Source organism: Cellulomonas sp. URHB0016 (assembly GCF_054057935.1).
The window spans coordinates 2,342,475-2,367,902 of the sequence record NZ_JBSRZU010000001.1; the positions used below are offsets into that span (position 1 = coordinate 2,342,475).

Annotated in this window: 27 protein-coding genes and 1 pseudogene; 13 read left to right on the top strand and 15 right to left on the bottom strand. The window is 72.3% G+C overall.

Annotation, left to right across the window (positions count from 1 at the left end):
• Positions 1–15: 15 nt before the first annotated feature.
• The 10 genes and pseudogenes from ACVW07_RS10835 to ACVW07_RS10880 all read right to left on the bottom strand — a co-directional run bounded on the left by ACVW07_RS10835 (position 16) and on the right by ACVW07_RS10880 (position 12,088).
• Positions 16–1,218, bottom strand: coding sequence for an SfnB family sulfur acquisition oxidoreductase (locus ACVW07_RS10835; RefSeq protein ID WP_456819256.1), 1,203 nt, complete (start codon positions 1,216–1,218; stop codon positions 16–18).
• The gene (locus tag ACVW07_RS10840) at positions 1,219–2,658 is read right to left on the bottom strand and encodes an NtaA/DmoA family FMN-dependent monooxygenase (protein WP_456819257.1); all 1,440 of its coding nucleotides are present in this window, start codon (positions 2,656–2,658) and stop codon (positions 1,219–1,221) included.
• A 28-nt stretch (positions 2,659–2,686) separates the two neighbouring features.
• The gene (locus tag ACVW07_RS10845) at positions 2,687–3,505 is read right to left on the bottom strand and encodes a hypothetical protein (protein ID WP_456819258.1); all 819 of its coding nucleotides are present in this window, start codon (positions 3,503–3,505) and stop codon (positions 2,687–2,689) included.
• 124 nt (positions 3,506–3,629) lie between these two features.
• Positions 3,630–3,908: pseudogene (locus ACVW07_RS10850) on the bottom strand (monooxygenase); the annotation flags it as partial.
• Complete coding sequence (locus ACVW07_RS10855) at positions 3,905–5,662, bottom strand: dipeptide ABC transporter ATP-binding protein (protein WP_456819259.1); 1,758 nt, start codon at positions 5,660–5,662, stop codon at positions 3,905–3,907. The pseudogene ACVW07_RS10850 and the gene ACVW07_RS10855, both read right to left, overlap by 4 nt.
• A complete protein-coding gene (locus ACVW07_RS10860; RefSeq protein ID WP_456819260.1) occupies positions 5,659–6,531 on the bottom strand; it encodes an ABC transporter permease in 873 nt (290 codons plus the stop codon). Before ACVW07_RS10860 ends, ACVW07_RS10855 begins: the two co-directional genes overlap by 4 nt.
• Complete coding sequence (locus ACVW07_RS10865; RefSeq protein WP_456819261.1) at positions 6,528–7,559, bottom strand: ABC transporter permease; 1,032 nt, start codon at positions 7,557–7,559, stop codon at positions 6,528–6,530. The genes ACVW07_RS10860 and ACVW07_RS10865 overlap by 4 nt, the downstream gene beginning before the upstream one ends.
• Positions 7,560–7,566: 7 nt before the next feature.
• Positions 7,567–9,219: an ABC transporter substrate-binding protein gene (locus ACVW07_RS10870; RefSeq protein ID WP_456819262.1), complete on the bottom strand. Its 1,653-nt coding sequence runs from the start codon at positions 9,217–9,219 to the stop codon at positions 7,567–7,569.
• Positions 9,220–9,239: 20 nt separating this feature from the next.
• On the bottom strand, positions 9,240–10,682 hold the full coding sequence (locus tag ACVW07_RS10875) for an NtaA/DmoA family FMN-dependent monooxygenase (RefSeq protein WP_456819263.1): 1,443 nt from the start codon (positions 10,680–10,682) through the stop codon (positions 9,240–9,242).
• Positions 10,679–12,088, bottom strand: coding sequence for an LLM class flavin-dependent oxidoreductase (locus ACVW07_RS10880; RefSeq protein ID WP_456819264.1), 1,410 nt, complete (start codon positions 12,086–12,088; stop codon positions 10,679–10,681). Before ACVW07_RS10880 ends, ACVW07_RS10875 begins: the two co-directional genes overlap by 4 nt.
• 366 nt (positions 12,089–12,454) lie before the next feature.
• Here ACVW07_RS10880 and ACVW07_RS10885 point away from each other — a divergent pair, with 366 nt between their 5' ends.
• A complete protein-coding gene (locus ACVW07_RS10885) occupies positions 12,455–13,723 on the top strand; it encodes an ATP-grasp domain-containing protein (protein WP_456819265.1) in 1,269 nt (422 codons plus the stop codon).
• 74 nt (positions 13,724–13,797) lie between these two features.
• Here the strand turns inward: ACVW07_RS10885 and ACVW07_RS10890 are convergent, their stop codons facing one another.
• A complete protein-coding gene (locus ACVW07_RS10890) occupies positions 13,798–14,568 on the bottom strand; it encodes an alpha/beta fold hydrolase (RefSeq protein WP_456819266.1) in 771 nt (256 codons plus the stop codon).
• Between the two features lie 50 nt (positions 14,569–14,618).
• Between ACVW07_RS10890 and ACVW07_RS10895 the strand changes: the two genes are divergently transcribed.
• From ACVW07_RS10895 to ACVW07_RS10905, 3 genes are all read left to right on the top strand, one after another.
• Positions 14,619–15,062: a MarR family winged helix-turn-helix transcriptional regulator gene (locus ACVW07_RS10895; protein WP_456819267.1), complete on the top strand. Its 444-nt coding sequence runs from the start codon at positions 14,619–14,621 to the stop codon at positions 15,060–15,062.
• 218 nt (positions 15,063–15,280) lie between these two features.
• Positions 15,281–15,613 (top strand): hypothetical protein, encoded by a 333-nt coding sequence (locus ACVW07_RS10900; RefSeq protein ID WP_456819268.1) that lies wholly within the window; start codon positions 15,281–15,283, stop codon positions 15,611–15,613.
• 88 nt (positions 15,614–15,701) lie between these two features.
• Positions 15,702–16,007, top strand: a complete 306-nt coding sequence (locus ACVW07_RS10905; RefSeq protein WP_456819269.1) for a dihydrofolate reductase family protein — start codon at positions 15,702–15,704, stop codon at positions 16,005–16,007.
• A gap of 30 nt (positions 16,008–16,037) precedes the next feature.
• Here ACVW07_RS10905 and ACVW07_RS10910 read toward each other — a convergent pair whose 3' ends face one another.
• The gene (locus tag ACVW07_RS10910; RefSeq protein ID WP_456819270.1) at positions 16,038–16,556 is read right to left on the bottom strand and encodes an AAA family ATPase; all 519 of its coding nucleotides are present in this window, start codon (positions 16,554–16,556) and stop codon (positions 16,038–16,040) included.
• Positions 16,557–16,751: 195 nt separating this feature from the next.
• Here ACVW07_RS10910 and ACVW07_RS10915 point away from each other — a divergent pair, with 195 nt between their 5' ends.
• The 8 genes from ACVW07_RS10915 to ACVW07_RS10950 all read left to right on the top strand — a co-directional run bounded on the left by ACVW07_RS10915 (position 16,752) and on the right by ACVW07_RS10950 (position 23,125).
• Entirely contained in the window at positions 16,752–17,801 is a 1,050-nt protein-coding gene (locus tag ACVW07_RS10915; RefSeq protein ID WP_456819271.1) for a saccharopine dehydrogenase NADP-binding domain-containing protein, read from the top strand.
• Position 17,802: 1 nt separating this feature from the next.
• Positions 17,803–18,387 carry a TetR/AcrR family transcriptional regulator gene (locus ACVW07_RS10920; RefSeq protein ID WP_456819272.1) on the top strand — a complete coding sequence of 195 codons (585 nt, stop codon included), beginning with the start codon at positions 17,803–17,805 and terminating at the stop codon, positions 18,385–18,387.
• On the top strand, positions 18,384–19,004 hold the full coding sequence (locus tag ACVW07_RS10925; protein WP_456819273.1) for a hypothetical protein: 621 nt from the start codon (positions 18,384–18,386) through the stop codon (positions 19,002–19,004). Before ACVW07_RS10920 ends, ACVW07_RS10925 begins: the two co-directional genes overlap by 4 nt.
• 657 nt (positions 19,005–19,661) lie before the next feature.
• On the top strand, positions 19,662–20,111 hold the full coding sequence (locus ACVW07_RS10930) for a hypothetical protein (RefSeq protein ID WP_456819274.1): 450 nt from the start codon (positions 19,662–19,664) through the stop codon (positions 20,109–20,111).
• A 111-nt stretch (positions 20,112–20,222) separates the two neighbouring features.
• Entirely contained in the window at positions 20,223–21,020 is a 798-nt protein-coding gene (locus ACVW07_RS10935) for a hypothetical protein (RefSeq protein WP_456819275.1), read from the top strand.
• Between the two features lie 248 nt (positions 21,021–21,268).
• Positions 21,269–21,592, top strand: a complete 324-nt coding sequence (locus ACVW07_RS10940) for an ArsR/SmtB family transcription factor (protein ID WP_456819276.1) — start codon at positions 21,269–21,271, stop codon at positions 21,590–21,592.
• Positions 21,589–22,071 carry an SRPBCC family protein gene (locus ACVW07_RS10945; protein WP_456819277.1) on the top strand — a complete coding sequence of 161 codons (483 nt, stop codon included), beginning with the start codon at positions 21,589–21,591 and terminating at the stop codon, positions 22,069–22,071. Before ACVW07_RS10940 ends, ACVW07_RS10945 begins: the two co-directional genes overlap by 4 nt.
• 286 nt (positions 22,072–22,357) lie before the next feature.
• Positions 22,358–23,125 (top strand): DinB family protein, encoded by a 768-nt coding sequence (locus ACVW07_RS10950; protein ID WP_456819278.1) that lies wholly within the window; start codon positions 22,358–22,360, stop codon positions 23,123–23,125.
• Here the strand turns inward: ACVW07_RS10950 and ACVW07_RS10955 are convergent.
• Entirely contained in the window at positions 23,117–23,266 is a 150-nt protein-coding gene (locus ACVW07_RS10955) for a hypothetical protein (RefSeq protein ID WP_456819279.1), read from the bottom strand. The genes ACVW07_RS10950 and ACVW07_RS10955 overlap by 9 nt on opposite strands.
• Positions 23,263–23,727: a VOC family protein gene (locus ACVW07_RS10960; protein WP_456819280.1), complete on the bottom strand. Its 465-nt coding sequence runs from the start codon at positions 23,725–23,727 to the stop codon at positions 23,263–23,265. The genes ACVW07_RS10955 and ACVW07_RS10960 overlap by 4 nt, the downstream gene beginning before the upstream one ends.
• A gap of 103 nt (positions 23,728–23,830) precedes the next feature.
• Here ACVW07_RS10960 and ACVW07_RS10965 point away from each other — a divergent pair, with 103 nt between their 5' ends.
• Positions 23,831–24,796: a helix-turn-helix transcriptional regulator gene (locus ACVW07_RS10965; protein WP_456819281.1), complete on the top strand. Its 966-nt coding sequence runs from the start codon at positions 23,831–23,833 to the stop codon at positions 24,794–24,796.
• A gap of 99 nt (positions 24,797–24,895) precedes the next feature.
• Here the strand turns inward: ACVW07_RS10965 and ACVW07_RS10970 are convergent, their stop codons facing one another.
• Entirely contained in the window at positions 24,896–25,348 is a 453-nt protein-coding gene (locus tag ACVW07_RS10970) for an SRPBCC family protein (protein ID WP_456819282.1), read from the bottom strand.
• Positions 25,349–25,428: the final 80 nt, after the last annotated feature.

A 25,428-nucleotide genomic window follows, 5' to 3' on the forward strand; every position in this document is an offset into this window, starting at 1 on the left:
GGTCTGTCACCGCTCTCAGATCTGTCCGTGCCTCGGGGGAAGTGCACCGTCGACGGCGAAGCGGCCGAGGTGCTGCACCTTCCACGCTGCGGGGTCGTGCAGCGTGTGGGTACGGGCGTTGCGCCAGTGCCGGTCGAGCGACTCGTGGGCCAGCGCCGAGCGCGTGCCCGCGACCTCGAACAGCCGGCTGGACACCTCGACGGCGGCGCGCGTCGTCGCGGCGCGCGCGGCGGCCACGGCGAGGGAGGCCTCGCCCGCCGTGGCTTCCGTGAGGTCGCCGTCCGCCCGGTCGACGGCGCGCCCCGCCTCCGCCAGCAGCGCCTCCGCGGCCCGCACCTGGAGCTCCATCTCGCCGAAGGCGTGCACGACGAGCGGGTCGTCCGCGGCGCGGTCGACGCCGGCGTCGGGGTACGGCCGGGACTTCGTCGTGACGAAGGCCGCCGCGTCCCGCAGCGCCGCCCGGGCGATGCCCGCGTCGATCGCGGCGTGCAGGAGCTGCGCGAACGCGCCGTACACCGTCGGGCCGTCGAAGGTGGCCGCGAAGTCCGTGAGGTCGTCGTCGGTGACCACGACGCCGGTCAGCCGGACGGTCCCCGATGCGGTCGTGCGCTGACCGACCGCCTCCCAGTCGTCGACCACCTCGACGCCCTCGGCGTCACGGTGCACCCACGCGAGGTGCAGCGGACCGTCCGCGCCGAGGTGCGCCAGCACGGGGATCCGGTCGGCGAAGATCGTGCCCGTGCAGTAGAACTTGGTGCCGTCGAGCCGCCAGGCCGCGCCGTCGCGGGTGAGGGTGGTGCGGATGTCCCGGACGTGCCGGGTCCCCCGCTCGCTCTGGGCGTTGGCGAACAGGCTCCCGGCCGCGACCTCCGCGAACAGGCGCTGCTGCTGGGCCGGCGTGCCCTGCAGCCGCAGCTGCCGCGCGAACACGAAGTGGCTGTGCGGGATCTGGCCGAGGTTCGGGTCACCGAGGGAGATCCACCGGATCACCTCGGCGAGCACGGACGCGGGCAGGTCGGCCCCGCCGAGCGCCGCCGGCACTGTCACGGCCAGGAGCCCGCTGGCGGCGAGGTCGGCGACCTCGCGGAACGGCAGGGTTCGGTCGCGGTCGCGGTCGGCGGCGCCCGCCGCGAGCCGGGCGGAGAGCGCCTCCGCGGCGGCCACCGCGTCGTCGCGCGTGAGGACCGGGACCAGGCGCGGGGTCGTCGTCGCGGTCATTCAGGCCACCCCGACCGGGTCGGCGGCGAGCGGTGCGTCCGCCTCCGCGGCGAGCGCAGCGTCCGCCTCGGCCCACGTCCGCGGGCCGTCGGTGAACGCGCCGCGCTGGGCCGCGGCGGGGTGCGAGCCGGGCAGCCGGTCGGTGCCGAAGAGCTTGCGCCGCAGGGTCCCGGGCGCGTACTCGCTCTGCGCGAGGCCACGAGCCCGCAGCACCGGCAGCACCTTGTCGGCGAACTCCTCGAACGACCCGGGGATCACCCAGTTGATGACGTTGATCCCGTCGACGCCCGCCGCCTGCCACAGCTCGATCTCGTCGGCGATCTGCTCCGGGGTTCCGACGACGACCGTGTCCTTCAGCCGCTGGATCGAGAGGTCCGCGACGGTCGGCTCCCGGTCGACCACGTGCTCCTGCAGGTTCTCGAGGAAGCCCCGCATCGTGTCGGTGCGGATCTCACGCAGCGGCGTGTCCGCCGGGTAGACCCGCCCGTCGGGGTCGACGATCGCGAAGTGGGCGGTGTAGCCGTCCGAGCTCACGAACTGCTGGTACCACTCGAACTTCTGCCGCGCCTCCTCCTCGGTGTCCCCCACCACGAAGCTGAGCCCCTGGTGGAACGTCACGTCCTGCGGCGCGCGCCCGTAGGAGACCGCGAGTGCCCGCGTCTCCTCGATCTGCCGGCGCGCGATCTCCCGCGTCGGTGCGACGAGGAACACGGCCTCGGCGTTGCGGGCGGCGAACGCCCGGCCCGGCCCGGACGAGCCCGCCTGGAACAGCACGGGGGTGCGCTGCGGCGACGGCGAGGACAGGAACGGTCCTTCGACCCGGTAGCGCTCGCCCCGGTGGAAGATCTTGTGCACCTTCGTGGGGTCGGCGTGCACGCCGCCCGCGCGGTCGCGCAGGACGGCGCCCTCGTCCCACGAGCCCTCCCACAGCTTGTAGGTGACCTCGACGTACTCGTCGGCCCAGCGGTAGCGCTCGTCGTGCTCCTCGAGGCCGGCGTACCCGAAGTTGCGGTACGCGTTCCCCTGCGTCCCGGTGACGACGTTCCAGGCGATCCGGCCCTTGCTGAGGTGGTCCAGCGTGGCGATCTGGCGGGCGAAGTTGGTCGGGTGCTGCTGGAAGACGTTCGACGTCACGGCGAGGCCGATGTCCGTGGTGTGCGCGGCGATCGCGCCGACGAGGACCGTCGGGTCGTTGCTCGGGATCTGCAGCCCTTCGCGGACGTACACCGAGTAGTCGGCGTCGGTGTCGCCGTAGAGCCCGGACACGTCGGCGAAGAAGATGGAGTCGAACTTGGCGTCCTCGAGGGTCCGCGCCAGGTCGAGCCACGTCTCCAGGTCCTCGAAGCTGCTCTGCCGCGCGTCGGGGCGGCGCCACTGGCCGTGGTGGATGTGGCTCGTCGTGTTCATGACGAAGGCGTTGAAGAAGAGCCGCTTGCTCATGTGTGCTCCCGGGTCGGTGTGGACGGCCTCATGCGCGGTTCTCCCGGACGGCGTCCCACGACCGCTGGATCCAGGCGCTGGGCGCGGTGCCGTTGAGGACGTGGTCGCCGACGATCGTCTGGCGGTAGATCGCGGGGTTGTGCGACGCGAGGGTGCGGGCGTTGCGCCAGTGCCGGTCGAGCCGGAACCGTTCGGTGACCGCCGACGCGCCACCGACCTCGAAGAGCTCCGCGGTCAGCTCGAGGACGAGCTCGATCACGGGGGTCTGCGCGGCGAAGACGGTCGCGTCCGCCTCGGCGTAGAGCGCGCCGGTGACGGTGCCGGCCCGCTGCGCCCGGTGGACCGCGTCCACCGCGTCGGCCGCCGCGAGCGTGGTGGCGGTCGCAGCGAACGACTTGCCCCGGATCCGGCCGACGACCTGCTGGACCTGCGGGTCGTGCTGGGGCAGCCGGTGGGCGGGGTTGGCCAGGTTGCGCCCGCGCTGGTTGACGAACACGCTCGCCTCCGCCACGGCGGCCTGGCCGATGCCCGCGAGCGTGGCGAGGTGGACCAGCTGGAAGACCGCCATCTGCGTCGTGCCCGCGAAGGCGCCGTTCGGGTAGGGCCGGACGTCCTCCCGGTCGAGGCGGACGTCCTCGAACAGGGTGGTGCCGCTGCCCGTGAGCCGCTGGCCGAAGCCGTCCCAGTCGTCGATCCGGCGCACCCCGTCGGCGTTGGTCGGGACCAGCACCTCCGCGCTGGTCGCCGCGTCGACGGTCGCGGTCGTGTGGATCCAGTCCGCGAAGAGGCTGCCCGTCGAGTAGAACTTCTTCCCGTCCAGCCGCCAGCCGTCGCCGGTCTCCCGCACGGTCGAGCCGTTCTCCCAGAAGGACCCGTTGCCCTGCTCGCTCTGCGCGTTGCCGACGAATGACGCCGTCGGCGAGGCGCCGGAGCCAGCGGTCGCGCACCTCCGGGTCGTCGTGCGTCAGCCGCGACTCGACGAACCCGATGTGGCCCCGCCACAGCTGGGGAAGGTTGGAGTCGGCACGGGCGAGCGCGACGACCTGGCGGAACAGCTGCGGCAGGGTGGCGCCGAGGCCGCCGAGCTCGCGCGGGACGCGGAGCCGGCCGAAGCCCGCGTTCCGGAGCAGCTCCACCTCCGCGAACGGCAGCCGGCGGTCGGCCTCGCGGTGCGTGGCCTCGACGGCGATCTCGTCGAAGACGTGGGCGAACCGCTCGTCGAGCTCCGCGTCGGTGGTCTGGGCCGTCATGCCTGCACCAGCCTGGGGAGGGCCGTGAGGAGCTGCTGGGTGTACGGGTCCCTGGGCCGCTCGAACACCTCGTCCGCCGTGCCCGACTCCACGACCTTGCCGTCCTTCATCACGAGGATCCGGTCGCTCATGTGGTGGATCACGCCGAGGTCGTGCGAGATGAACAGGTAGCTCACGCCCAGCTCGTCCTGCAGGTCGGTGAGCAGGTCGAGCACCTGGGCCTGGATCGACACGTCGAGCGCGGAGACCGGCTCGTCGCAGACGATGACGTTGGGCTCGGGGGCGAGCGCGCGGGCGACCGCCACGCGCTGCCGCTGGCCGCCGGACAGCCGCAACGGCGCCGCCTCGGCGTGAGTCGCGTCGAGGCCCACCTGCTCGAGGAGCCGCACGGCGCGCTGCTGCCCGTCGGCTCGCGACGAGGGCGGCCGCGGGCCGGTGGACATCGCGTCGACGAGGATCCGGCCCACCGGCCAGCGCGGGTCGAACGAGCTCAGCGGGTCCTGGTAGATCACGCCGATCTGCCGGCGCCTGCTCCGCCGCGCCGCCGGCTTCAGCGCCGACCACGGCTCGCCGTGCAGCAGCACCTGCCCCTCGGTCGGCGGGACGAGCGCGAGCACGAGCCGGGCGGCGGTCGTCTTCCCGGACCCCGACTCGCCCACGATGCCGACGGTCTCGCCGGCGAAGAGCTCGAAGGACACGTCGTCGACGACGGCCCGGTCCACCTTGTCCGGACCGCGGTAGACCTTGGTGAGGTGCCGCGCGTCGATCACCGGCCGGCCCCGCTCGATCCGTGCACGGCTCCGCGTCGTCGACGGCGCACCCGAGGACGCCTTCACCAGGCGCTGCCCGCGCGTGTGCTCGGAGGGGACGGCGTCGATGAGCGCCCGCGTGTACTCGTGCTGCGGGTGGTGCAGCACCTCGTCCACGGGTCCCTGCTCGACGACCTCACCGCCGCGCATGACGGCGACCTCGTCGGCGATCCGGGCGACGACCGACAGGTCGTGGCTGATGAGGATGAGGGCGCGGCCGCGCCGCTTCGCCTCCTCGAGCAGGTCCAGCACCTGGGCCTGGATGGTGACGTCGAGGGCGGTGGTCGGCTCGTCGGCGACGAGCAGCGGCGGGTCGAGGGCCAGCGCGCTGGCGATCAGCGCACGCTGGCGCAGGCCGCCGGACAGCTCGTAGGGACGCTGGCGCGCCTTGACCTCCGGCTCGGGGACGCCGACGGCGTCGAGCAGCTCGATGACCCGCTCCTTGCGGGCCTTCGCCGGGCCCCAGCCGTGGATCCGGAGCGGCTCGGCGACCTCGTCGCCCACCCGCCGCAGCTGGTCCAGGGAGACCAGGGCGTCCTGCAGGACGAACCCGATCTCCTTGCCGCGGATGCCCTGCCAGGAGCGCTCCGACCGGCGCGTCAGGTCGACGCCGCCGAGCTCGATCCGGTCGGCCTGGACGCGCGAGCCCGGGCCGGTCAGCCCGACGAGCGTGCGCGCCGTCACCGACTTGCCGGACCCCGACTCCCCGACGATCGCCAGGCAGCGACCGGGCGACGCGGTGAACGAGATGCCCTTGACGACCTCGTGGTCCCCGAAGCTGACGCGCAGGTTCTGCACGGTCAGCAGCGGCGTCACCGGCGCGCTCTCCGGCCCGCTCTCCGGCCTGGTCTCGCCCTGAGCGGCCGGCGCGCCGCTGTCCTCGGCGCCTTCCGCGTCGGCGGCCGCCGCCGGGGCGGCGGGCTCGGTGGTACCGGTCGTGGTCATCGGGCCGCTCCTTCCAGTCGCTGTTGCAGGGCCCGCCCGACGGTGGTCACCGAGATGGCGAACAGGACGATGACCAGGCCCGGCAGGACCTCCAGCCACCACTGCGTGGTGATGTAGTTGCGCCCCGCGTCGAGCAGCGCGCCCCACTCCGGGCTGGGCGGCGGCACGCCGAGGCCGAGGAACGCCAGGCTCGACGCCCAGACGATCGACTGGCCGACGCCGAGGGTCACGACCGCGACCAGCGGCCGCATCGCGTTCGGGAACAGGTGCTGCCGGACGACCGCCCAGCGGCTGTGCCCGAGCGCGTGCGCCGACTCGATGTACCCGGCCTGCTTCACGTTGAGCACCTGGCCCCGGACCATCCGCGCGTAGCCGGGCGTCGAGCCGACGCCCACGGCGATGATCGCGGTCGTGACCGACGGCCCGAAGACCGCGATGACGAGCAGCGCCGCCAGCAGCGAGGGGAACGCGAAGGCCACCTCGAGCAGGCGCGAGACGAGCGTGTCGACGAACCGGCCGGACAGACCGGCGAGGAGCCCGAGGCCCACCGCCAGCGTCATGGCGACGCCGGTCGCGCCCAGGCCGATCGTGAGCGACAGGCGCGTGCCGTAGATCACCCGGCTGAGGACGTCGCGGCCGGCCTCGTCGGTGCCGAACGGGTGCTGCACCGACGGCGTGGCGAGGGCGTTCTCGAGGTCGATGTGCGTCGGCGTGGTGGACGCCAGGAGCGCGGGAGCGATCGCCGCGACCGCGACGACGGCCACGAACAGCGCGGCGGCCAGGGTGCCGGGTGAGACGGGCAGCGCACGCCGCCGGCGCGGTACGGACGTCGCCGTCGTGGTGACGTCCGGTGCGGTGAGGGCGGTCATGCGGCACGCAGCCGGGGGTCGACGATCGCGTAGGTCACGTCCACGAGCAGGTTCGCGACGACGTACACGGCCGCCACGACGACGACGATCCCGGCCACGGTCGGGACGTCCCGCGTGTTGACCGCCGTGACGAGGACCTGCCCGATCCCGGGCCGCCCGTAGATGTTCTCCGCGATCACCGCGCCGGAGACCAGCGCACCCATGGCCCAGCCCGACAGCGTGATGGCGGGCAGCACGGCGTGCCGCAGCCCGTGCCGCAGTCGCACGGCCGTGTCGCCCATCCCCCGCGTGCGCGCCGTGGTGATGAACGGCTGGTCGAGCACCTTGTCGAGCTCGTCGCGGGTGACCTGCCCCAGGAAGCCCGAGAGCGGGATGGCCAGCGTCAGCACCGGCAGGACGGTCCCCCACGCCGAGTCCCCGCCGATCACGGGGAAGATCGGCAGCTCGACGGCGAACAGGACGAGCAGGATCACGCCGACCCAGTAGTGCGGCAGGCTCGCCGTGAACGCCTCGAAGGCGGCGCCCGTGCCCGACACCCGCCGGCCGCGCTTGACCGTGAGCAGGGTGACCGCGAGCGCGATCACCCAGGCGGTGACCAGAGCACCGGCGGTGAGCACCAGGCTCGGCAGGATCTGCGTACCGATCACCTTCGTGACCGGCTCGAACTGGGTGTACGACGTCCCGAGGTCGCCCCGGAAGAAACCGCCGATGTACCGCAGGTACTGCGTGAGCACCGGGTGGTCGAACCCGAACTCGTGGTTCACGGAGGCGAGCTCGGCGTGCGTGTAGGTCTGCTCGCGCCCGTTCTTGAGGTTGAGGATGATCGTGGCCCGGTCGCCGGGCACGGCGAGCTGCGCGAAGAAGGCGACCGAGGCCGCGGCGATCAGCACGAGCACCGCCGAGACCAGCTTCACGCCGGCCTTCCGGGCGACCCGCCCCGCCGGGCCCGGGCGGCGAGCCCGGGCCGGCGCGGCGGTCGGCGCCTCGAGAGGTGCCTGCGGCACGAGGTCAGGAGCCAGCGCGGTCATGGCCGGCTCACTGCACGCTGGTGAAGTAGGCGTCGGAGAAGATCGGCTCGCCCTGGCTCTTCTCGAGCCAGAAGTCGTGCAGCTTCGGCGAGACGGCGACGAGCGTGTTCTGCGTGTAGAGCCCGATGCCGGCGGCGTCGTCCTCGATCGTCTTCTGCGCCTGCTTGTACTCGTCGGACGCCTGCTCGGTGTCCGTGTCGGTGTTGGCGGTGTCGATCAGCGAGGTGAGCTCGGCGTTGTTGTAGAAGGACCGGTTGTTGCCGTTGGTGTAGCTCGCGTCCGACTGCCGCCACACGATCCAGAGGATCGCCGGGCTCGGGCTCGTCCAGTACGACGGGGTGGCGTCGAAGGTCGACGGGTCGGAGTACTTGCCGCCCCACAGCTCGGCCTGGGTGGCCGGCACGAGCTTGACGTCGAACCCGACCTGCTTCCACTGCTCCTGCAGCGCCTGCAGGACCGTGGCGCCCTCCTCGGTGAAGATGAAGCCGGCGCCGTAGACCAGCTTGACGGTCAGCGGCTGGCCGTCCTTCGCACGCATCCCGCCGGGCTCGGAGGCCGTCCAGCCCGCCTGGTCGAGGAGCTTGGCGGCCTTCTTCGCGTCGAAGGGGTACGGGTCGCCCTCCAGGTAGTCGGGGGTCGACTGGCTAACCGCCGGGTTCGGCTCGTACGGCAGCACGCCGTGGAAGCCGGCCTCGACCGCGGACTTCCGGTCGGCGCCGTACGCGAACGCCTGCCGGACCAGCTTGTCGGTGAAGGGGCCCTGCTGGGTGTTGATGTAGAACGAGACGGGCTTGCCGGGCGTGATGTAGCGGATCGTCTGGAACTTGTCCTGCGCGTTCTTCCACTGCACCGTCGGCACCTCGTAGACGGCGTCCGTCTGGCCGGTGGTCAGGGAGGCGTACCGCGAGGTCGGGTCGGGGACGAACTTCCAGTCGATCTCGTCGACGTACGCCGGCCCCTCGTGCTTCGCCGTCGCGGGCCACGAGGTGTAGTCGGGGTTGCGCTTGAAGATGACGTTCTGGCCCTTGTTCCACTCCGCGACCGTGAACGCGCCCGAGCCGATCGGCTGCCGGCAGTTCTCCTCGGTGGTGCGCGTCTTCAGCGCGGTGGGCGACTGGATGCCGAAGTAGCCCTGGGTGATGAGCCGCAGGAACTGCGGGTAGGGCTTGTTCAGGTGGATCGCGAGGTGGGTCGCGTCGAGGGCTTCGGCGGACTTGTAGTACGGGTCGATCGAGACCTTGGCCGTGCCGTTGCCCTTGCGGTTCTCCCAGAAGTCGAAGTTGTCGGCGACGGCGGCGGCGTCGAGCGGGGTGCCGTCGGTGAACTTGACGCCGGGCTTGAGGGTGAAGGTGTACGTCAGCCCGTCCGGCGAGGCCTCCCAGCTGGTCGCCAGCCACGGCTTCACGCTGCCGTCCTCGGCCTCGGTGACGAGGCCGTCGAGCACCTGGCGCGAGATGTAGGCCTGCTGGATCCAGCCGCCGAAGATGCAGGGCGGCTCCTGGACGTGGGCGTAGGTGATGGTGCCGCCCTGCACGGGCGAGCCCGAGCTCGTGCTCTGCTCGTCGGCCCCGGCCTGGCCGCCGCAGCCGGCGAGGACGACCCCGGCGAGGAGGGCGCCGGCGGCGAGGACGGTCGTTCGGGGTCTACGGGTGACAGACATGGTGATCCGTTTCTGCGGTCTCACGCGCTGAGCTCGGCGCGCTGCGGGGAGGGGGCGGGGAGGGGGTCGGAGATGCCGTCGGGACGGGGCAGGTGGGCGCCTCCGCGGTACCGGGTGGCGTAGTGGTTGTCGGGCAGGCGGTCGCCGCGGCCGAACAGGCGGTCGCGCAGCGACTCGTCCTCGTCGTACGACTCGCGCAGGCGGCCTCGCTCGCGCAGCACCGGGACGACCAGCTCGATGAAGTCCCGGGCCGTGTCGAAGCTGTGGTACTGCAGGAGGTTGATGCCGTCGATGCCCACGTCGTCCAGCCAGTGCTCGATCGCGTCGGCCGCCTGCTCGGGCGTGCCGACCACCAGCAGCGGGTGCCGCGACAGGTCGCCGAACCCGGCCAGGACGTCGTCGACGGTCTGCGCCGCACTGGTGTCCCGGAACCGGCCGCCGCGGCCGCTCGGCGCCCGGTCGGGCACCTCCGAGAGCGGCGTGCCGGGCGGGTAGGCGGTCGGGTCCCAGGGCAGCGAGGCGTGGGCGAGATAGCCGTCGGGGTCCGAGAGCTCCTGGAACCGGGCCAGCTTGGCGCGAGCCTCCTCCTCGGTGCGCCCGACGATGACGCCGGCCGTCGTGATCACCTTGACGTCGTCAGCCGTGCGGCCCGCGTCGACGGCCGCGTTCTTGAGCGACGCGACCAGCGCCGCGAGCGCGGTCTCGCTCGGGGCTCCGGTGAAGACCACCTCGGAGTGCTTGCCGACGAACCGGTGGCCCGCCTCGGACTGGGTGGCGGTGAACAGGACCGGCGTCCGCTGCCGGCTGGGGCTCGGCAGGTGCGGGCCCTCCACCTGGAAGTACGCGCCGACGTGGTCGATCGCCCGGATCTTCGTCGGGTCCGCGTAGACGTTGTGCTCCCGGTCCTCGACGATCGCGTCGTCGTCCCACGAGCCCTCCCACAGCTTGTAGAGGACGTCGAGGTACTCGTCGGCGATCGCGAACCGGGTGTCGTGGTCGACCTCGTCGGGCAGCCCGTGGTTGCGCGCCGCGTTGGGCAGGTAGGAGGTGACGATGTTCCAGCCGACGCGGCCCTTGGTGAGGTGGTCGAGCGTGCTGGCCCGGCGGGCCCAGGCGAACGGCGGCTCGTAGGTCGTCGAGAAGGTGATCCCGAAGCCGAGGTGGCGGGTGACCGCCGCCATCGCCGGGACGACGACGGCCGGGTCGTTGTTGGGGATCTGCAGGCCCTGGCGGATCGACGTCTCGGCGCTGCCCCGGAAGGTGTCGTACGTGCCGACGACGTCGGCCAGGAACACCGCGTCGAACCCGCCGTCCTCCAGCAGCCGGGCCAGCTCGAGCCAGTACTCGATGTCGTTGACGCGTTGCCGGTTGTTGTCCGGCAGCCGCCACAGGCCGTGGGTGATGTGGCTGACGCAGCTCATCTCGAACAGGTTGAGGACGAGGCGCTTCTTCGTCGCGCTCATCGGGCGTCCGCCAACTGGTCCGGGCCGGACGGCACGCCGGCGAACGCGCCGCGGTAGCGCGCGGCCGGGTGGCGGTCGGGCAGGCGGGGGCCCTCGCCGAACAGCTTGCTCCGCAGCGTCCCCGGGGAGTACTCGCGCTGGGCGAGCCCCCGCTCCTGCAGGACCGGGATCACCTCGTCGACGAAGACCTCGTACGTCCCCGGGATCTCGGCGTTGATGAGGTTGACGCCGTCGATGCCCGCCGCCTGCCACGTGGCGAGCTGGTCGGCGATCTGCTCGGGAGTCCCGACGAGCCGCGTGCTGCTGGCCGTGAACCGGGCGACGTCCCGCAACGTGGCGGGGCGGTCGGGCACGAGGTCCTTGATCCATCCGATCGCGGACTGCACGCCCTCGGTCTCGATCTCGCCGACGGGCGTGTCCAGGTCGTCGAAGCCGAAGTCGACCTGGATGGCGCCGGAGAGGTGCGAGAGCTGGGCGTCCCAGTCGATCCACTCGTCGAGCTCGGCCGACGTCCGCCGGGCCTCCTCCTCGGTCGACCCGACGACCACGGACAGGCCCTGGAAGAACTTGAGGTCGTCGGCGCGCCGGCCGTGCCCGACGGCACGGCGCCGGATGTCGGCGGTGTCGCGCGCCGCGGCTGCGGTGGTCGGGCTCTGGATGAAGACCGCCTCGGCGTTCTTCGCCGCGAACTCGCGACCCACCTCGGAGGCCCCCGCCTGGAACAGCAGCGGCGTGCGCTGCGGGCTGGGGCTCACCAGGTGCGGCCCCTCGACCTTGTAGCGGGGGCCCACGTGGTTGATGCGGTGCACCTTGTCGTAGTCGGCGTGGATGCCCGTCTCACGGTCCTGCCGGAGGGCGTCCTCGTCCCATGAGCCCTCCCACAGCTTGTAGACGACGTCGACGTACTCGTCGGCCCACGCGTAGCGCTCGTCGTGCCCGGTCAGGCCGTCGAGGCCGAAGTTCCGGGACGCGTTGGGCAGGTAGTTGGTGACGATGTTCCAGGCGATCCGGCCCTTGGCGGCGTGGTCGAGCGTGGAGATCCGACGCGCGAAGTTGAAGGGGTGCTCCTGCAGCACCGACGCCGTGAACGCGATCCCCAGGTGCTCCGTGGCGTACGCGAGCGCGCTCGCCAGCACGCTCGGGTCGTTGCTGGGCACCTGCAGGCCGGCCTCGAAGTACCGCCGCTCGTCGCCCCGGTACGGCGCGTACACGCCCACCACGTCGGCGAAGAAGATCGCGTCGAACTTCCCGCGCTCCAGCGTCCTGGCCAGGTCGACCCAGTGGTCGAGGTCGTTGAAGTTCGTCTGCCGAGCGGACGGGCGACGCCAGGTGCCCTGGATGATGTGGCCGGTCGTGTTCATCACGAATGCGGCGAAGTGCAGCGGACGCGCAGCGGTCTCGGGCATGGGTGTGTCTTTCGCGTAGGCAGGACGAGGCAGGGGCGAGCCAGGCGGGGGAGCCGACGCGGCCGCAGCTGCGCGGGGGGCGTGCCGGAGATGACCGACCGGCGGGAGCGCGGGGTGGGGCGTCAGGCCGCGGGGTGCTGCTTCAGCAACACGAAGGAGCGACGGCACGACAGAGGCCGACGCTTCGACAGCTGGTACGACAGGTGCTCACGACGACCTCCTTCCGTGCGAGACGCGCGGACCCGTGTCCGGCGCGGCGGATAACAAGATAGGTTTGGTAGGGATTTAAAGCAAGCAGCGACCACCGGTCGGTCCGGTCGCCGGAGCGGATCCCCGCAGGCTGCGGCGCTACGGCATCCTGGCGCGATGAGCGGTGAGCCCTCCGGGCGGACTCCGGACGAGCGGTGGGACGACCGCGGCCGCACGGCGAACGCACGCCGGCCCGTGTTCGTGCTCCACTCGCGCCAGCCCCTCACGACCGACCCGGCCGAGGCGTTCCCGCCCGACCGGTTCGAGGTCGTCGTGCTCACCGACGCCGATACCGCGACCGTGCTCCGCGAGGACGTCGACGCGACGGTCGAGGTCGTGCACGCCGGACGAAACGAGTGGGAGCCCGTCGTGCGGTCCGCGCCCGGGGGCTCCGCAGAGGTCGTCAGCAACGACGAGTACTGCCTGACCGAGTGCGCACGGCTGCGGGCGTCGACGGGCCTGCCCGCGCGACACCCCGCGCGGCTCGACGGGTACCGCGACAAGGTCCTCATGAAACGTCGGCTCGAGGCCGCCGGCGTCCCCGTCCCCTGGTACCTCAGCCTCGAGCCGGCCGTCACGTCCTCCCGCGCCGTCGCGGACCACGTGGTCTCGACCGTGGGGCTCCCCGCCGTCGTGAAGCCGCGCCGTGAGGCGAACTCGCGCGGTGTCGAGGTGCTGGCCGATGCCGCGGCGGTCCTCGCGTGGCTGGCCCGGCACGACGGCGAGACGGGCTGGCAGGTCGACGAGTTCATCGACGGGGCCCTGGGCCACGTCAACGCGCTCGTGCGCCACGGTGACGTCCGCCCCGTGCAGGCAGGGCGCTACCTGGGACCCCTGCTCGGCGTGCACGACGGCCGGGCGATGGGTGGGTGGACGGTGCCGGACGGCACCCCGGCGGCCGTCGCGGCGCACGAGCTGAACGAGCGCGTCGTCCACGCGCTCGGGTCCGACGGCGAGTTCGTGGTCCACACGGAGTTCGCGACGACGCCCGACGGCCGGCTCGTCGTCCTGGAGACCGCCGCGCGCGCTCCTGGTGCGTCCGTCTCGGAGCTCGCCCGCGTGCACGCCGGCGTCCAGCTCGAGGTCGCGCACCTGCGGCTCCAGGCAGGGCTGCCTGTGCCGGAGCCCGACCGCACGAGCGGGAGTCAGGGCGCCTGGCTGTGGCTGCCGGTCATGCCGGGTCAGCGCTGGGGCGGCACCCCCGAGGTCGTCCGCGGCCTCGGCAGCGACGTCGAGGTGCACGTGCGCCGGGTCGGCCGCGACGGCAACGCCGGCACGTCGGGCCGGCTCGGCGCCGCGGTCCTCCTCACGAACACCGATCCCGGCGCGCTCGCGAACGACGTCGACGTCCTGCTCCGCGCGCCCTGGTTCCGCACCGCGGCCTGAGCCGTCTCCCAGCCGCCGGCCCGCCGGCCGTGCTGACGCCGTCCGCGCCGGGCCCGGGTCTGCGACGGACAGGGTCAGCCCAGGAACGAGTCGATCGCCGCCCACGTCGCGCCGGGTTCCTCGAGGTGCGGGAGGTGCCCCGCCGCCGGGATCTCGACGAACGCCGCACCGGGCACAGCGGCGGCGACCGCCCGCCCGTAGGCCGGGGTGACGACGCGGTCGCTCGCACCCCACACCACGAGGGTCGGGACGTCCACCGCGCCGAGTCGTCCGAGCAACGTCGGGTCGCTCATGCTCGTGCCGGCCACAGCGCGCATGGTGCGCCCGTTCGCCTGCTGCACCGCGCGCTGCTGGTCCGTGAGGAGGGCCGGGTCGATGAAGCCGCGCTCGGGGTCGTGCCACGCGATCTCTGCGAGACCGCGGGCGTCCAGGGCGAAGAAGTCGGCGATCGGCTCACCGTCGACCACGACCCCCACGGTGTCGACCACCACGACAGCGCCGATGAGGCCGGCGTACCGCTCGTCGGCAGCGGCCCGCACGGCCATCTCCAGGGCGATCCAGCCCCCGATCGACGAGCCGACCACGACGACGTCGCGCCCCTCGTGGTCGACGAGCCACGCGAGGTACGCGTGCGCGAGGTCCGCGACGGAGGCGACCGACTCCGGTCGGGGTGTTCCGTCCCAGCCGGGGTGCGTGGGTGCGAAGGCGTGCTGGGTCGCCGCGAGGTGTCCGACGATCGGCGCGACGGTCCGAGGTCCACCACCGCCGTGGAGGACCAACGCGGGTGGTCCGGCGGGGTCGCCCGCCCGGAGGACGGGGAGATCTGCAGGGAGGACGCTGGTCATGATCCACCTATCTCAACATGCTGATGTCAACGTGTTGATACCGTAGCAGCATGACGACGGACCTCGCGGCGCTCGGACAGGCGCTCAAACGCGCCCAGTACCGGAACCACCGCGCCCTGGACGCCGCCCTTCAGGACGTGGGCGTCAGCCTCGTGCAGTGGGACGCCCTCCGGGCCATCGACCGGATGCCGCACGCGTCGAGCCACGACCTCGCCGTCGCGACGTTCCAGAGCGACCAGGCGTTCGGGACGCTCGCCACGCGGCTCGTGGGACGCGGGCTCATCCTGCGATCGGCGGGACGCGGGCGCCGGCTCGTCCACACCCTCACCGACTCGGGCCGCGCCGCACTGGCCGGCGGCCACGAGGTGACGGCCGGTGTGCTGCAGGAGCTCTTCGCACCGTTGGACGAGGCACGACGCGAGGACCTGATCCGGTCCCTGACTGCTCTCACCGCCGACGAGCGAGGCGGTGGCGACGGGAGTGAGGTGTACTGACCTGCAGCATGGGTGACGCGGGCCGTCCACGTGGCTGCCGCCCGACGGGCTGCCGCGACGAGCCGTTGTCGGTCGAGCGGGGCTCGCAGAGTCGCGGCGGCCGTGAACGGGGACGTCCACCGCGGTCCCGCCGGACCGTCACGGAAGCCGGGAGAGCTGCCGGAGAGCGGTCGAGCTCGGTGCCCGCGACAGTGGTGCCACACAGCGGAGGCGGTCCAGTGGGTGACGAGGCGATCGACGTCGGCTGGCTGCGCGAGCACTTCTCGCCGAGCTACCGCTGGATTAGTGAGTGCGCTCTCGCGGCATGGACCTCGTCCCCCCACCTCGAGTCCGACTTCCCCGCGCATGTGGGGCCTGCAGCCGCCCCGTTGCAGTCGAGGTCGACCGAGGCCTCGGCAGCCGTCCCCGCGGCGGGTTGGCCGACGGAGGTCGTGGCGGCCCTCCGGGCAGACCTGCTCGTCGTCGCCTGGGAGACGTACGAGGCGCGCGCCGCGCACATGCACTCCACAGCGCACACCGCTTCCGCGAGCCGCACGCGCACTCCAGGCTGACTGCGGAACGATCTCCCGATGACAGCCGAGGCTCGGAGCTCTGCTCGGCGGGCCAGGTTGCGCCACGCACGTCACGGAAGGACGTCCCATGCGACTCGTGGTCACCGAGAACATGACCCTCGACGGCGTCGTGGAGCTCTCCGACGACTGGTTCCGGCCAGCCGGCGCCGACGGCGCGCACGACGTGGTGGTGACCGGCAGCGTCAGCGTTGCGCGCGACCTCGTCGGCTCCGGCGTCGTCGACGAGTACCGGCTGTTCGTCCACCCGGCGGTCGCCGGGCACGGGCGACGCCTGTTCGACGGGTCTCCTGCCGTGGGGCTCGACCTCGTGGAGTCCCGTCGCTTCAGCTCGGGTGTCGTCCTCCTCCGCTACGTACCCGTCGTGACGTCGTAGCGGAGGCAGACCTCAGACGGTGAGCGAGCGTCAGCCGACGGCCTCCGCGATGCGCTGGGCTGCCTGGGCCGGCGTGAGCCGCGTCGTGTCGACCACCTCGGCTTCGTCGTGCAGCCAGGTGCGCGCCGCCTCGGCATAGGGCTCGAGGTACTCGAGGCGGAACCCGGACGGACCCATGACCGCGTCCTCGTTGATGCGTCGGCGGAGCACGTCCTGGTCGGCGTGGATGACGAAGTGCCTGATCGGGATGCCGTGCTCGGCCAGGCCTGCACTGATCTCGCGCCAGTACTGCTCGACCAGGACGGTCATCGGCATCACCAGGGTGCCGCCCGTGTAGGCGAGCACGTGCCGGGCCGTCTCCACGACGAGAGGGCGCCACGGCGGCCAGTGCTGGAAGTTGTCCGTGGCGGGCAACCCGGGCGTGATGTCCATGAGCGTCTCGCCGACCTTCTCGGCGTCGAACACGCGAGAGTCGGGGAGGAGCGGCTGCAGGAGCGCACTCACCGTCGTCTTGCCCGCGCCGTGGGTGCCGTTGATCCACACGATCATGGGCCCGACGGTAGCGGGGGTGCGGCCCGAGCCTGACAGGTCGGCCCGTCTCGGCCCGGCCGGTCGACGGGCCGACGCGCGGCCCGGACTCGACCCCGACGGCGAGGCTCCCGGCACTGCCGAACCCGCGAAGTTGACGAGCCAGCGTCCGGACGCCATATTAGTGAATGTTCACTCACATTGGAGACGGACCCCATGAACTGGATCCTCTACGGGGCGGGGGGCACCACGGGCGCCCTCGTCGCAGAGACCGCGGTGCGACGTGGTCATCGTCCGCTGCTAGCCGGGCGGTCCGCCGCGACGCTGCGCCCGCTGGCCGAGCGGCTCGGACTGCCGTGGCGCGCCGTCCCCCTGGAGGACCGCGCGAACCTCACGCGCCTCGCCGCAGACGGCGGCCTCGTGCTCCTCACCGCCGGGCCCTTCGCTCGCACCTCGGCCGCGCTCCTCGACGCGTGCCTCGACGCCGGCGCCCACTACGTCGACCTCGCCAACGAGGTCGACGTGGTGGAGCGCGTCCTGGCGGCGGACGCCGCGGCCGTGGCAGCCGGCGTGACCGTGCTCCCCGGAGCGGGCTTCGGCAGCGTCGCGGCCGACACCCTGGCGCGCCACGTCGTCGACCTCGCGCCAGGGGCGACGCGCCTGGACATCACGCTGCACCCCGCGACCGCCGGCACGAGCCCCGCGACCCAGGCCGCCCGGCTCGCGGCCCTCGCCCAGGGCGCACTCGTGCGGCGCGGCGGCCGGCTCGTACGCGTCCGGCTCGGGTCGGGCGCGCGGCGCGTGCGTACGCCGGACGGCGTGGCCACCGTGATGCCTGTCGCGGTGGGCGAGCTCAGCACCGTGCACCACACCACCGGGGTGCCGGACATGACGGTCTCCGTGGCCGTACCGGGCGCACCCGTCGTCGCACGGCTCCTCGCGCCCGTGCTGGGTGCGGCCGCGGGCTCCCGCGCGCTGCAGGCTCGGGCAGCGGCGCGCCCGCGCACCGCCCTGCCGGCGTTCGAGGCGGCCCGACGCGGGTATGTCTCCGTGACCGCCCGTACGGACGGGGGCGAGGCGTTCACGGCCTGGCTCGAGACCGGCGAGGGCTACGCGTTCACGGCCGAGTCCGCCGTGCGCGCGGTCGAGGCGGTCCTCGCCGCACCCGTTCCCGGGGCCCACTCGCCCGGGCGTCTCCTGGGCGCCGACGGCGTGCTCGACGTGCCAGGCGTGCGCCGCCTCTCTGCGGCCGCGGCGGTGAGCTGACGTGCCCCGCCCGAGCCAGCGTCCCGCGATCCTCGAGGCGGCTCTCGCGTGCTTCGCCGAGCGCGGCTACGACGGCACCCGCATCAAGCACATCGCCGAGCGCGCGGGCGTGGCGGAGTCCGCCCTCTACCGGCACTACCCGTCCAAGGAGGCGGTCGCCCAAGAGCTGTTCGGCACGTTCGTCGCCTCCTACGCCGCGCGCCTGGCCGAGATCGCCGACGCCGACCTCGAGCCCGAGCTGAAGCTCGCCACCGTCGTGCGGACGGTGCTGAGCACCTACCGGTCCGAGCCCGACGCCTTCGTCTTCGCGGTCCTCGGGACCCACCAGCGCCTGCCCCGGCTGCCGGCGGGGTCGGTCTACCCGCTCGACGTCGTCGAGCGCATCGTCACCGAGGCGCAGGACGCCGGGGTCGTCCGCGCCGGCCGGACCAACCTGCTCGCGTCCATCCTCGTCGGCGTCGCGCTGCAGCCCGTCGTGCTCGCGACCCTGTCCCGCCCGGGGGCCTTCGACCTGCTCGGCGAGCGCGAGCACGACGAGGTCATCGTCGCCGCGGCCCTGGCCGCCGTCCGGAAGGAGTCGTCATGACCGCGCGTCTCGAGCGCTACGCGGACCGGCGGGGGGTCGTGCTCGCCTGGGTGCTGACCGCCGTCGTGCTCATCGGCGCGAACATCTTCGCGACCTGGTTCGCCGCCGTGCACGGCGGCCACGGGCTGCTCGACTTCGGAGGTGCGAGCAACGCGCTCGACACCCCGGGCCACCTCACCGTCACCGGCGTCGACGACCTCCTGACCGCATGGGGGCCGTCCGGGCGGCGCACCCAGCTCACGTTCACGCTCACCGGCGACGTCCTCCTCCCGCTGGTCGTGGCGGTGACTCTCGCGCTCACCATGCTCCGCGGGAGCCGGTCGCTCGGTGTCCCTGCGCGCGGACGCCGCGCCCTGCTCGCCCTCCCGCTCGCGGCGATGATCGCGGACTACCTCGAGAACGTCGGGATCGTCGCGCTCGTCACCGCGTACCCGGGGCGGCTCGACGGCGTCGCCGCCGCACTCGGCGTCGTGACGCACGCCAAAGGTCTCCTCGCGGGCGTCGCGCTGCTCGGGGCCCTCGGCCTGCTCGCGACGGGCGCCGCCGGGGCCCGGCTCACCGCGTCGCACGCAGCGACATCTGCAGCTGCACGGCCGCGCGCCGGCAGCGCACCTTGAGCGGCGCGACGGGCGCAGCCACCCACCTCGGGGAGCTTCGCGCGGCTCGGCGTCAGCAACCGCGTGCGGGCCGCCCTGGTCGTCTGGCGAACGCGGTAGCGCCGCACGCACACCGGCTCAGGGGCTGCCTGCCCGTGTCCTCAGAGCCGGCTGGTCAGGTCCTCGACGATGCTTGTGGTGCAGGCTGTGGCGTGTGACAGAGCTCTCCGACCCTTCCGGGGTTCATGACCGAGCGGTGCCCGTGCTCCTGCAGGCGGGGACCGACCCGACATGGCTCCCGCGCGGAAGCCGCGCTGACGTGATGCTCGGTGAACCGCCCGCCGATGAGCCGACGGGTCTCGTCCGGCTCATGGTCCTGCGGGCCGGCGAGATCTTCTGCATGCCGCGCGAGAGCGATGATCGGCTCGATCTCCCCACGCGGACCGTTCCGCCAGGCGCCGATCCCCACGCCGTCGCCCGTGCACTCGCCTCCGCTGTGCTCGGCCTCGACTCGGTCGTCCGCCCGTGGGGCTACATCCGCAACCTGGTGCTCGATCCCCCCACCGGCTACCCGTGGCCGACGCCGGTCGCCTGCTTCAGCGTCTGGCGCCCCGTGTCGGGCGAGCCCGTCGTGTCCGGGGTGTGGCAGACGCGGACGGAACTGGGCGAGAGGCACTGGTGGCCGCTCGCGGCCCACGCGGCCCGCTCAGCCAGGCCCGCCTCAAGCATCCGGGACTGACTCTCCAGCTGTCCTGCAGCGGCGCGCTATCCCAGGAGTTCTGGCGGTCCCTGACCACCGGTCAGATCAGCCCGGTCTTCGTCGAGCTGACGTCGGCCGACGTCCAGGACGTCGTCGCCACAGCTGTCCGGACCAATGCGGAGCAAGGAGTCACGCTCGGCGGCACGCTGCACGTCGACGTGGACCCGCCGCAGGTTCACGGTCAGGACGCCACCGCCACCCTGTGCGTCGACTACCGGGACGTCGTGCTCGGCTCGACGGACGGGGCGCCGCCTCAGACAGCCGAGGAGGCCGGGTGGGCGCCGGAGCTCGGCCGAATCACACTGCTGCAGGTCGGCGACGAAGGACGCTGGATGATCCGGTCCGTCGAGATCGCAGGAACGTGCTGAGAGCCTCGGACGCCGGGCCGGCGCCGGCGGCTCGAGGACGTACGTGAGCTGATCGCCGCCCGACGTGGGCATGGCTGCGATCCTCAACCGACACCTGCGAGAGGGAACGCCATGAACGTCGACCTTGCCGGCCATGGGTGGGACTGGAGCCCGACGACCTTCGAGGCGATCGGGACGGTCTGCGCGGCCCTGATCGCTGTGCTGGCACTGGTGCTGACGTTGCGCACCGAACGCTCTCGACGCGCCGGTGAGGCTCGCGCCGAGCTCCTGCAGCAGATCCAGATGGTCGAGATCGGTGTGGTGGCCGACCCGGCGGCCCGGGAAACGGGCTCGTCCTGGCCGAGCGAGCTCATCCCCCATCGCCTCGGGCGGGTCACCATCCGGGTGTCCAACTTCAGCTCAGCGCCTGTCTACCGTCCGCTGCTGCAGCTGCGGACGGTCGTGACCGTGGGCAAGGATCAGAAGCCCGACGACCTTTACTACGCCGGCGGCGACGGAGGCCGGCCGCACTGGTACGCGGACGAGATGCGCTACCGCGTCGGGGTGCTCCGGTTCGGCTACTACAAGCGCACCCAGTTCTTCGTCGTGCCCTGGCCGGAACGGATCGAACCAGGGAAAACCGTGGAGCTGGACGTCGGATACGTCGGGTCGTGGGTGGTAGGGCCGGCCGCGAACAACGTCGGGCTGCGCGTGCTCGACTGGCGCGGTTCCGAGTGGACCCTGTACGGCGTTCGGGGTCGGCTGTGGGACGGCAAGTACATCGGCGAGTACATGGATCCGCTGCCGGAGAGGACGGGGCTCTTTCCGTGGAACCCCGCACGGTTCCGCAGCTTCTGGGCCCGAGAGCCGTGGCCGTTCGAGCCTCACGACGCGGCCGTCGTGGCCGCCGAGGACCGTGGGTACTTCTGAGTTCCACCGGCCTGGAACCGCCGCGGTCGCCGGGTTGCTCGAGCTGCCCCACCTGGTCGAGCTCGCCCTCGACGGTCCGGCTCCCGACATCATCGAGCAGCATCCACCCCGGACGTGGCGCCGACCGCATGATCACGGTGTGCTCGACGCCCAGAGGCTGATGCGGTCGGGCCGAGGTGCTGGGCGTCCGTACGGGCGGGGTGGCCGCGTGGTTGACGGTCTCTTCCGTAAGTCGTAACTTACCGTTCGTGCAGACTTACCACGCAGGCGACGGCTGGGACGTTCTGGGTGACGCCAGTCGCCGCGCGATCGTGGCGTGCTTGGCCGAACGTCCGCGGGCCGTCGGGGAGCTTGCGGCCGAGCTGCCCATCAGCCGGCCGGCAGTGTCTCAGCACCTCAAGGTGCTCAAAGACGCCGGCGTCGTGGTGGATGAGGCCGCGGGCGCGCGCCGGGTCTACCGGTTGGATCCGGTGGGCATGGGCGCCTTGCGCGATCAGCTGGAGACCTTCTGGAACCGCGCGCTGAGCAGCTACCAGGAGATCGCAGAGCAACCATCACAGGAGGCACCATGACGCAGCAGGCGGCAGACGCCGTATCCATCGGGATCGTCGTCGACGCTCCGATCGAGCGCGCGTTCGCGCTCTTCACAGAGCGTTTCGGCGACTTCAAGCCGCGTGAGCACAACCTGCTCGGCGTGCCGATCGCGCAGACGGTCCTCGAACCGCGGGTCGGTGGACACATCTACGACCGCGGAGCCGACGGCAGCGAGTGCCGGTGGGCGCGCATCCTCGCATTCGACCCGCCCGAGCGGGTCGTCTTCAGCTGGGACATCAGCCCGCAATGGCAGGTCGAGACAGACCCGGACGTCACCAGCGAGGTCGAGGTGCGGTTCATCTCCGAGTCCCCGCATCGAACCCGAGTCGAGCTCGAGCACCGTCACCTGGAACGCCACGGCGCCCGCTGGCAGCAGCTCCGCGACAGCGTGGCCCACGAGGAGGGGTGGCCGCTGTACGTCGCCCGGTATGCGGACCTGCTCGCGAAGGTCGGTTGAGACGGCGCAGCACGCGGCCGGTGGTGAGACCGGACAGGCTCAGCCCAGGAAGGAACCGATCGCCGCCCAGCTCTCCCCAGGTGCATCGAGGTGCGGGAGGGCGCCGCGGCCGAGATCTCCACAGCCCTTCGGGCGCCGTCCTCGCGAACTGCTCCGAGGCCGTGCCCGCGCGACGGCACTCTTCGCGATCGAGCACGTCGCCGTCGCCTCTGCACACCCCGGTCGCCGATGTCAGAGGGCGCCAGAACAATCGACCCGACGGGACCGCACCGACGAGGAGACCCCCATGGCAGCCTTCACCCGCTCCGACGACCTGCAGCAATCGACCTTCGTCGGCGCGAACCTGTGCGGCGCCCGGTTCGTCGAGTCGGACCTGTCCGATGTCGTGATGCGCGGGGTCGAGGTGGCCCGCGCGGACATCGACGCGCCCTGGCTGCCCCATGGCGACTACTTCCGCGTCAACGGGGTCGACGTCCTCCCCTACGTCGAGGCGGAGCTCGACCGCCGCTTCCCCGGCCGGTCGCAGCGCCGGGCGGCGGACCCGGACGGGTTGCGCGCGGCGTGGGCCGTGCTCGAGCGCACCTGGGCGGCCACGCTGGACCGGGCTGCGGCGATGCCGGAAGGAACGGTGGACGTCGCCGTCGACGGTGAGTGGACGTTCGCCCAGACGCTGCGGCACCTGGTCCTCGCCACGGACACCTGGCTGGGCAAGGCGATCCTGGGGCTCGACCAGCCGTTCCACCCGCTCGGTCAGCTGGACGTCGGCACGGCGGCCGACGACGTCGACCTCTCGGTCTTCACCACGCAGACGCCGTCCTACGACGAGGTGCTCGGCGCCCGGGCCGACCGGGTGGCGATGGTCCGCGACTTCCTCGCGGGCCTGACCGCGGAGCAGGTGGCCGAGGAGCGCCGGAACCCGCACGCACCGCAGTACCCGGAGACCGTCCGCTCCTGCCTGCACACCATCCTCGAGGAGGAGTGGGAGCACCACCGGTTCGCCGTGCGCGACCTCGACCTGATCCAGGCCGGCTCCGCGGGCCCGGCCTCAGCCTGAGAGCAGCCGACCGAACGTCGAGGCGTCACCCTCGAACGGCCGGAGACGCTCCGGGGCGGGGAACGGCAGGACGTAGCTGGCGGTCACGACGTCCACCGCGCCGAAGTCGTCGACCTTCACGACGACGCGCTCGGGCGTCACCTCGACGATGCGGACGCGCTGGCGGGTGCCGTCGGGCAGGTCGAGCTGGTACCGGTCGGCCAGCCACGGGGTGAAGGTCTCCGGGTATCGGCGCTGACCGGCGCGAAGAGATTGACGAGGTTGCCGTCCGGGTCGCGGAACAGGAGCGACCGGTTGCCCCACGGCATGGTCGTCGGCGTGTTGACGAAGACGTCCACGACGTCGTGCAACGCGAGGTGGACCGCGTCGACGTCGTCCACCAGGAAGTCGAGGATGACGGAGCGGTTGGCGCTCGCCTCTGCGGCGTTCTCCCCGAGCAGCGGCACGGTGGCGGAGCTCGCGATCGCCAGCGTCGCCGACTCGGTGCGCAGCTCGGCGAACAGCGGGTGCAGCCGGACGGCGGCCACGCCGGTCACCCTCTCGTAGAAGGCGACGAGAGCGTCGACGTCGTCGGTGATGATGCGGGTGGCGGCGAGCTGCACGGCGTCTCCTCGGTCGGGATCGCGCCCCGCGGATGCAAGGCTGACGTCGACGCTAGAACTGATACCGGGCAGAAACCGCCCGGTATCGAGCGACAATGGCGACGTGACCACGACGACGTCGCGCGTGCTGCAGCTCCTGGAGCTGCTGCAGTCGGCGGACACCCGAACCGTCGCCGAGCTCGCCGAACGACTCGCGGTGCACGAGCGCACCGTGCGCCGCTACGTGCAGCACCTGCTGGACCTGGAGATCCCGGTCGAGTCGGTGCGAGGGCGCTACGGCGGATACCGGATCCGTGCCGGCTACCGCATGCCGCCGGTGATCCTCAGCGACGACGAGGCCGTCGCCCTCCTGCTCGGCCTCGTGCATGCCCGGGCCGGTTCGGACGCGTCGGACGTCGCGATCCAGACAGCCACGTCGAAGATCCGGCGATCCTTGCCGGCCGAGTCCGCGCGGCGCCTCGCCTCGCTCCTGGAGACCGCAGTGCTCGACGTCCCGACGCACCAGGACGTCCCCGACGCGGGCACGCTGCTGACGATCGCCGATGCGATCAAGCAACGACGACCGCTCGACCTGCGATATCTGGACGCGGCGGACGCACCGTCGCGTCGAACGGTGCTGCCCTACGACCTGGTGGAGCACTCGGGTCGCTGGTACCTGATCGCCTTCGACGCTGCCCGACGATCGGAGCGCACCTTCCGGGTCGACCGCATCCGCACTGCTCGTGCAGTCGCCGGCGCCTTCGAGCGGCCTGCGAGAACCGATGCGATCTCGCGTCTGGTCGACGGCTTCGCCGAAGCCGACTACACGTGGCGGGTCGTGCTTCGCATCCGGGCCCCTGGCGAGCACATCCGCCGGTACCTTCCCCCGAGCGTCGCCGTCCTGCGGCCCGTCCCCGAGCACGACGGCGACGACGCACCCGCCTGGCACCGTGCCGACATCCACGCCACACGGCTCGACTGGATCCCTGGCGTCATCGCGGCGCTCGACTGCGACGTCGTCATCGAGAGCCCGGACGAGCTGCGACAGCTCGCCCGGGCCGCGGCCGCGCGGCTGCTCGCTGCCGCCTGATCAGCAGTCAGGACCGTGGGTGCCGTCACGACTCGCACCATAGGAGTCCCCCCGAACGGTCCCACCGCCCGGTCCTCACAAGAGTGCGGCATGCACCGGTCATCCCGTGTGGGCCTCGCGATACGCCGCAAGCACAGCCGGTACGCCGCCGGTCATCATCGTGCGCCGGACGTGTCCCAGCAGCTTCGACATGCCGAGGCCGCCCACACCGGTGAAGCCGGTGTGCTCCCACGTGAAGCGCGTGCCGGTGGCGGTCTCTTCAAGCAGGTACCGCACGTCGGTGACCTTGTCGGCCGCCTTGTCGCCCTTCCACGTGTAGTGCATCGATCGAGGCGCGTCGACCTCGAGCACCTCGCAGTAGACGATGCCGGCCCAGCCGATCGTCGGCTTGCCGACCAACCGGAAGGTGGTGCCGGGAACCGGCGTGAACCCCTCGGGGCGCCCACCCTGGCCGGTGGTCGTCCACTGTGCGACGTACTCGGGGTCGGTCATGACGTTCCACACCTCCTCGACCGAGTAGGGGTACTCGCGGACGACGGTGTACTGGCTCACTTGTTTCTCCACATGTCAGGACCTGGACGGTCGGGCCTACCTACCGGTAGGTAGGCCGCAGCCTACCGTGCGGTAGGCTG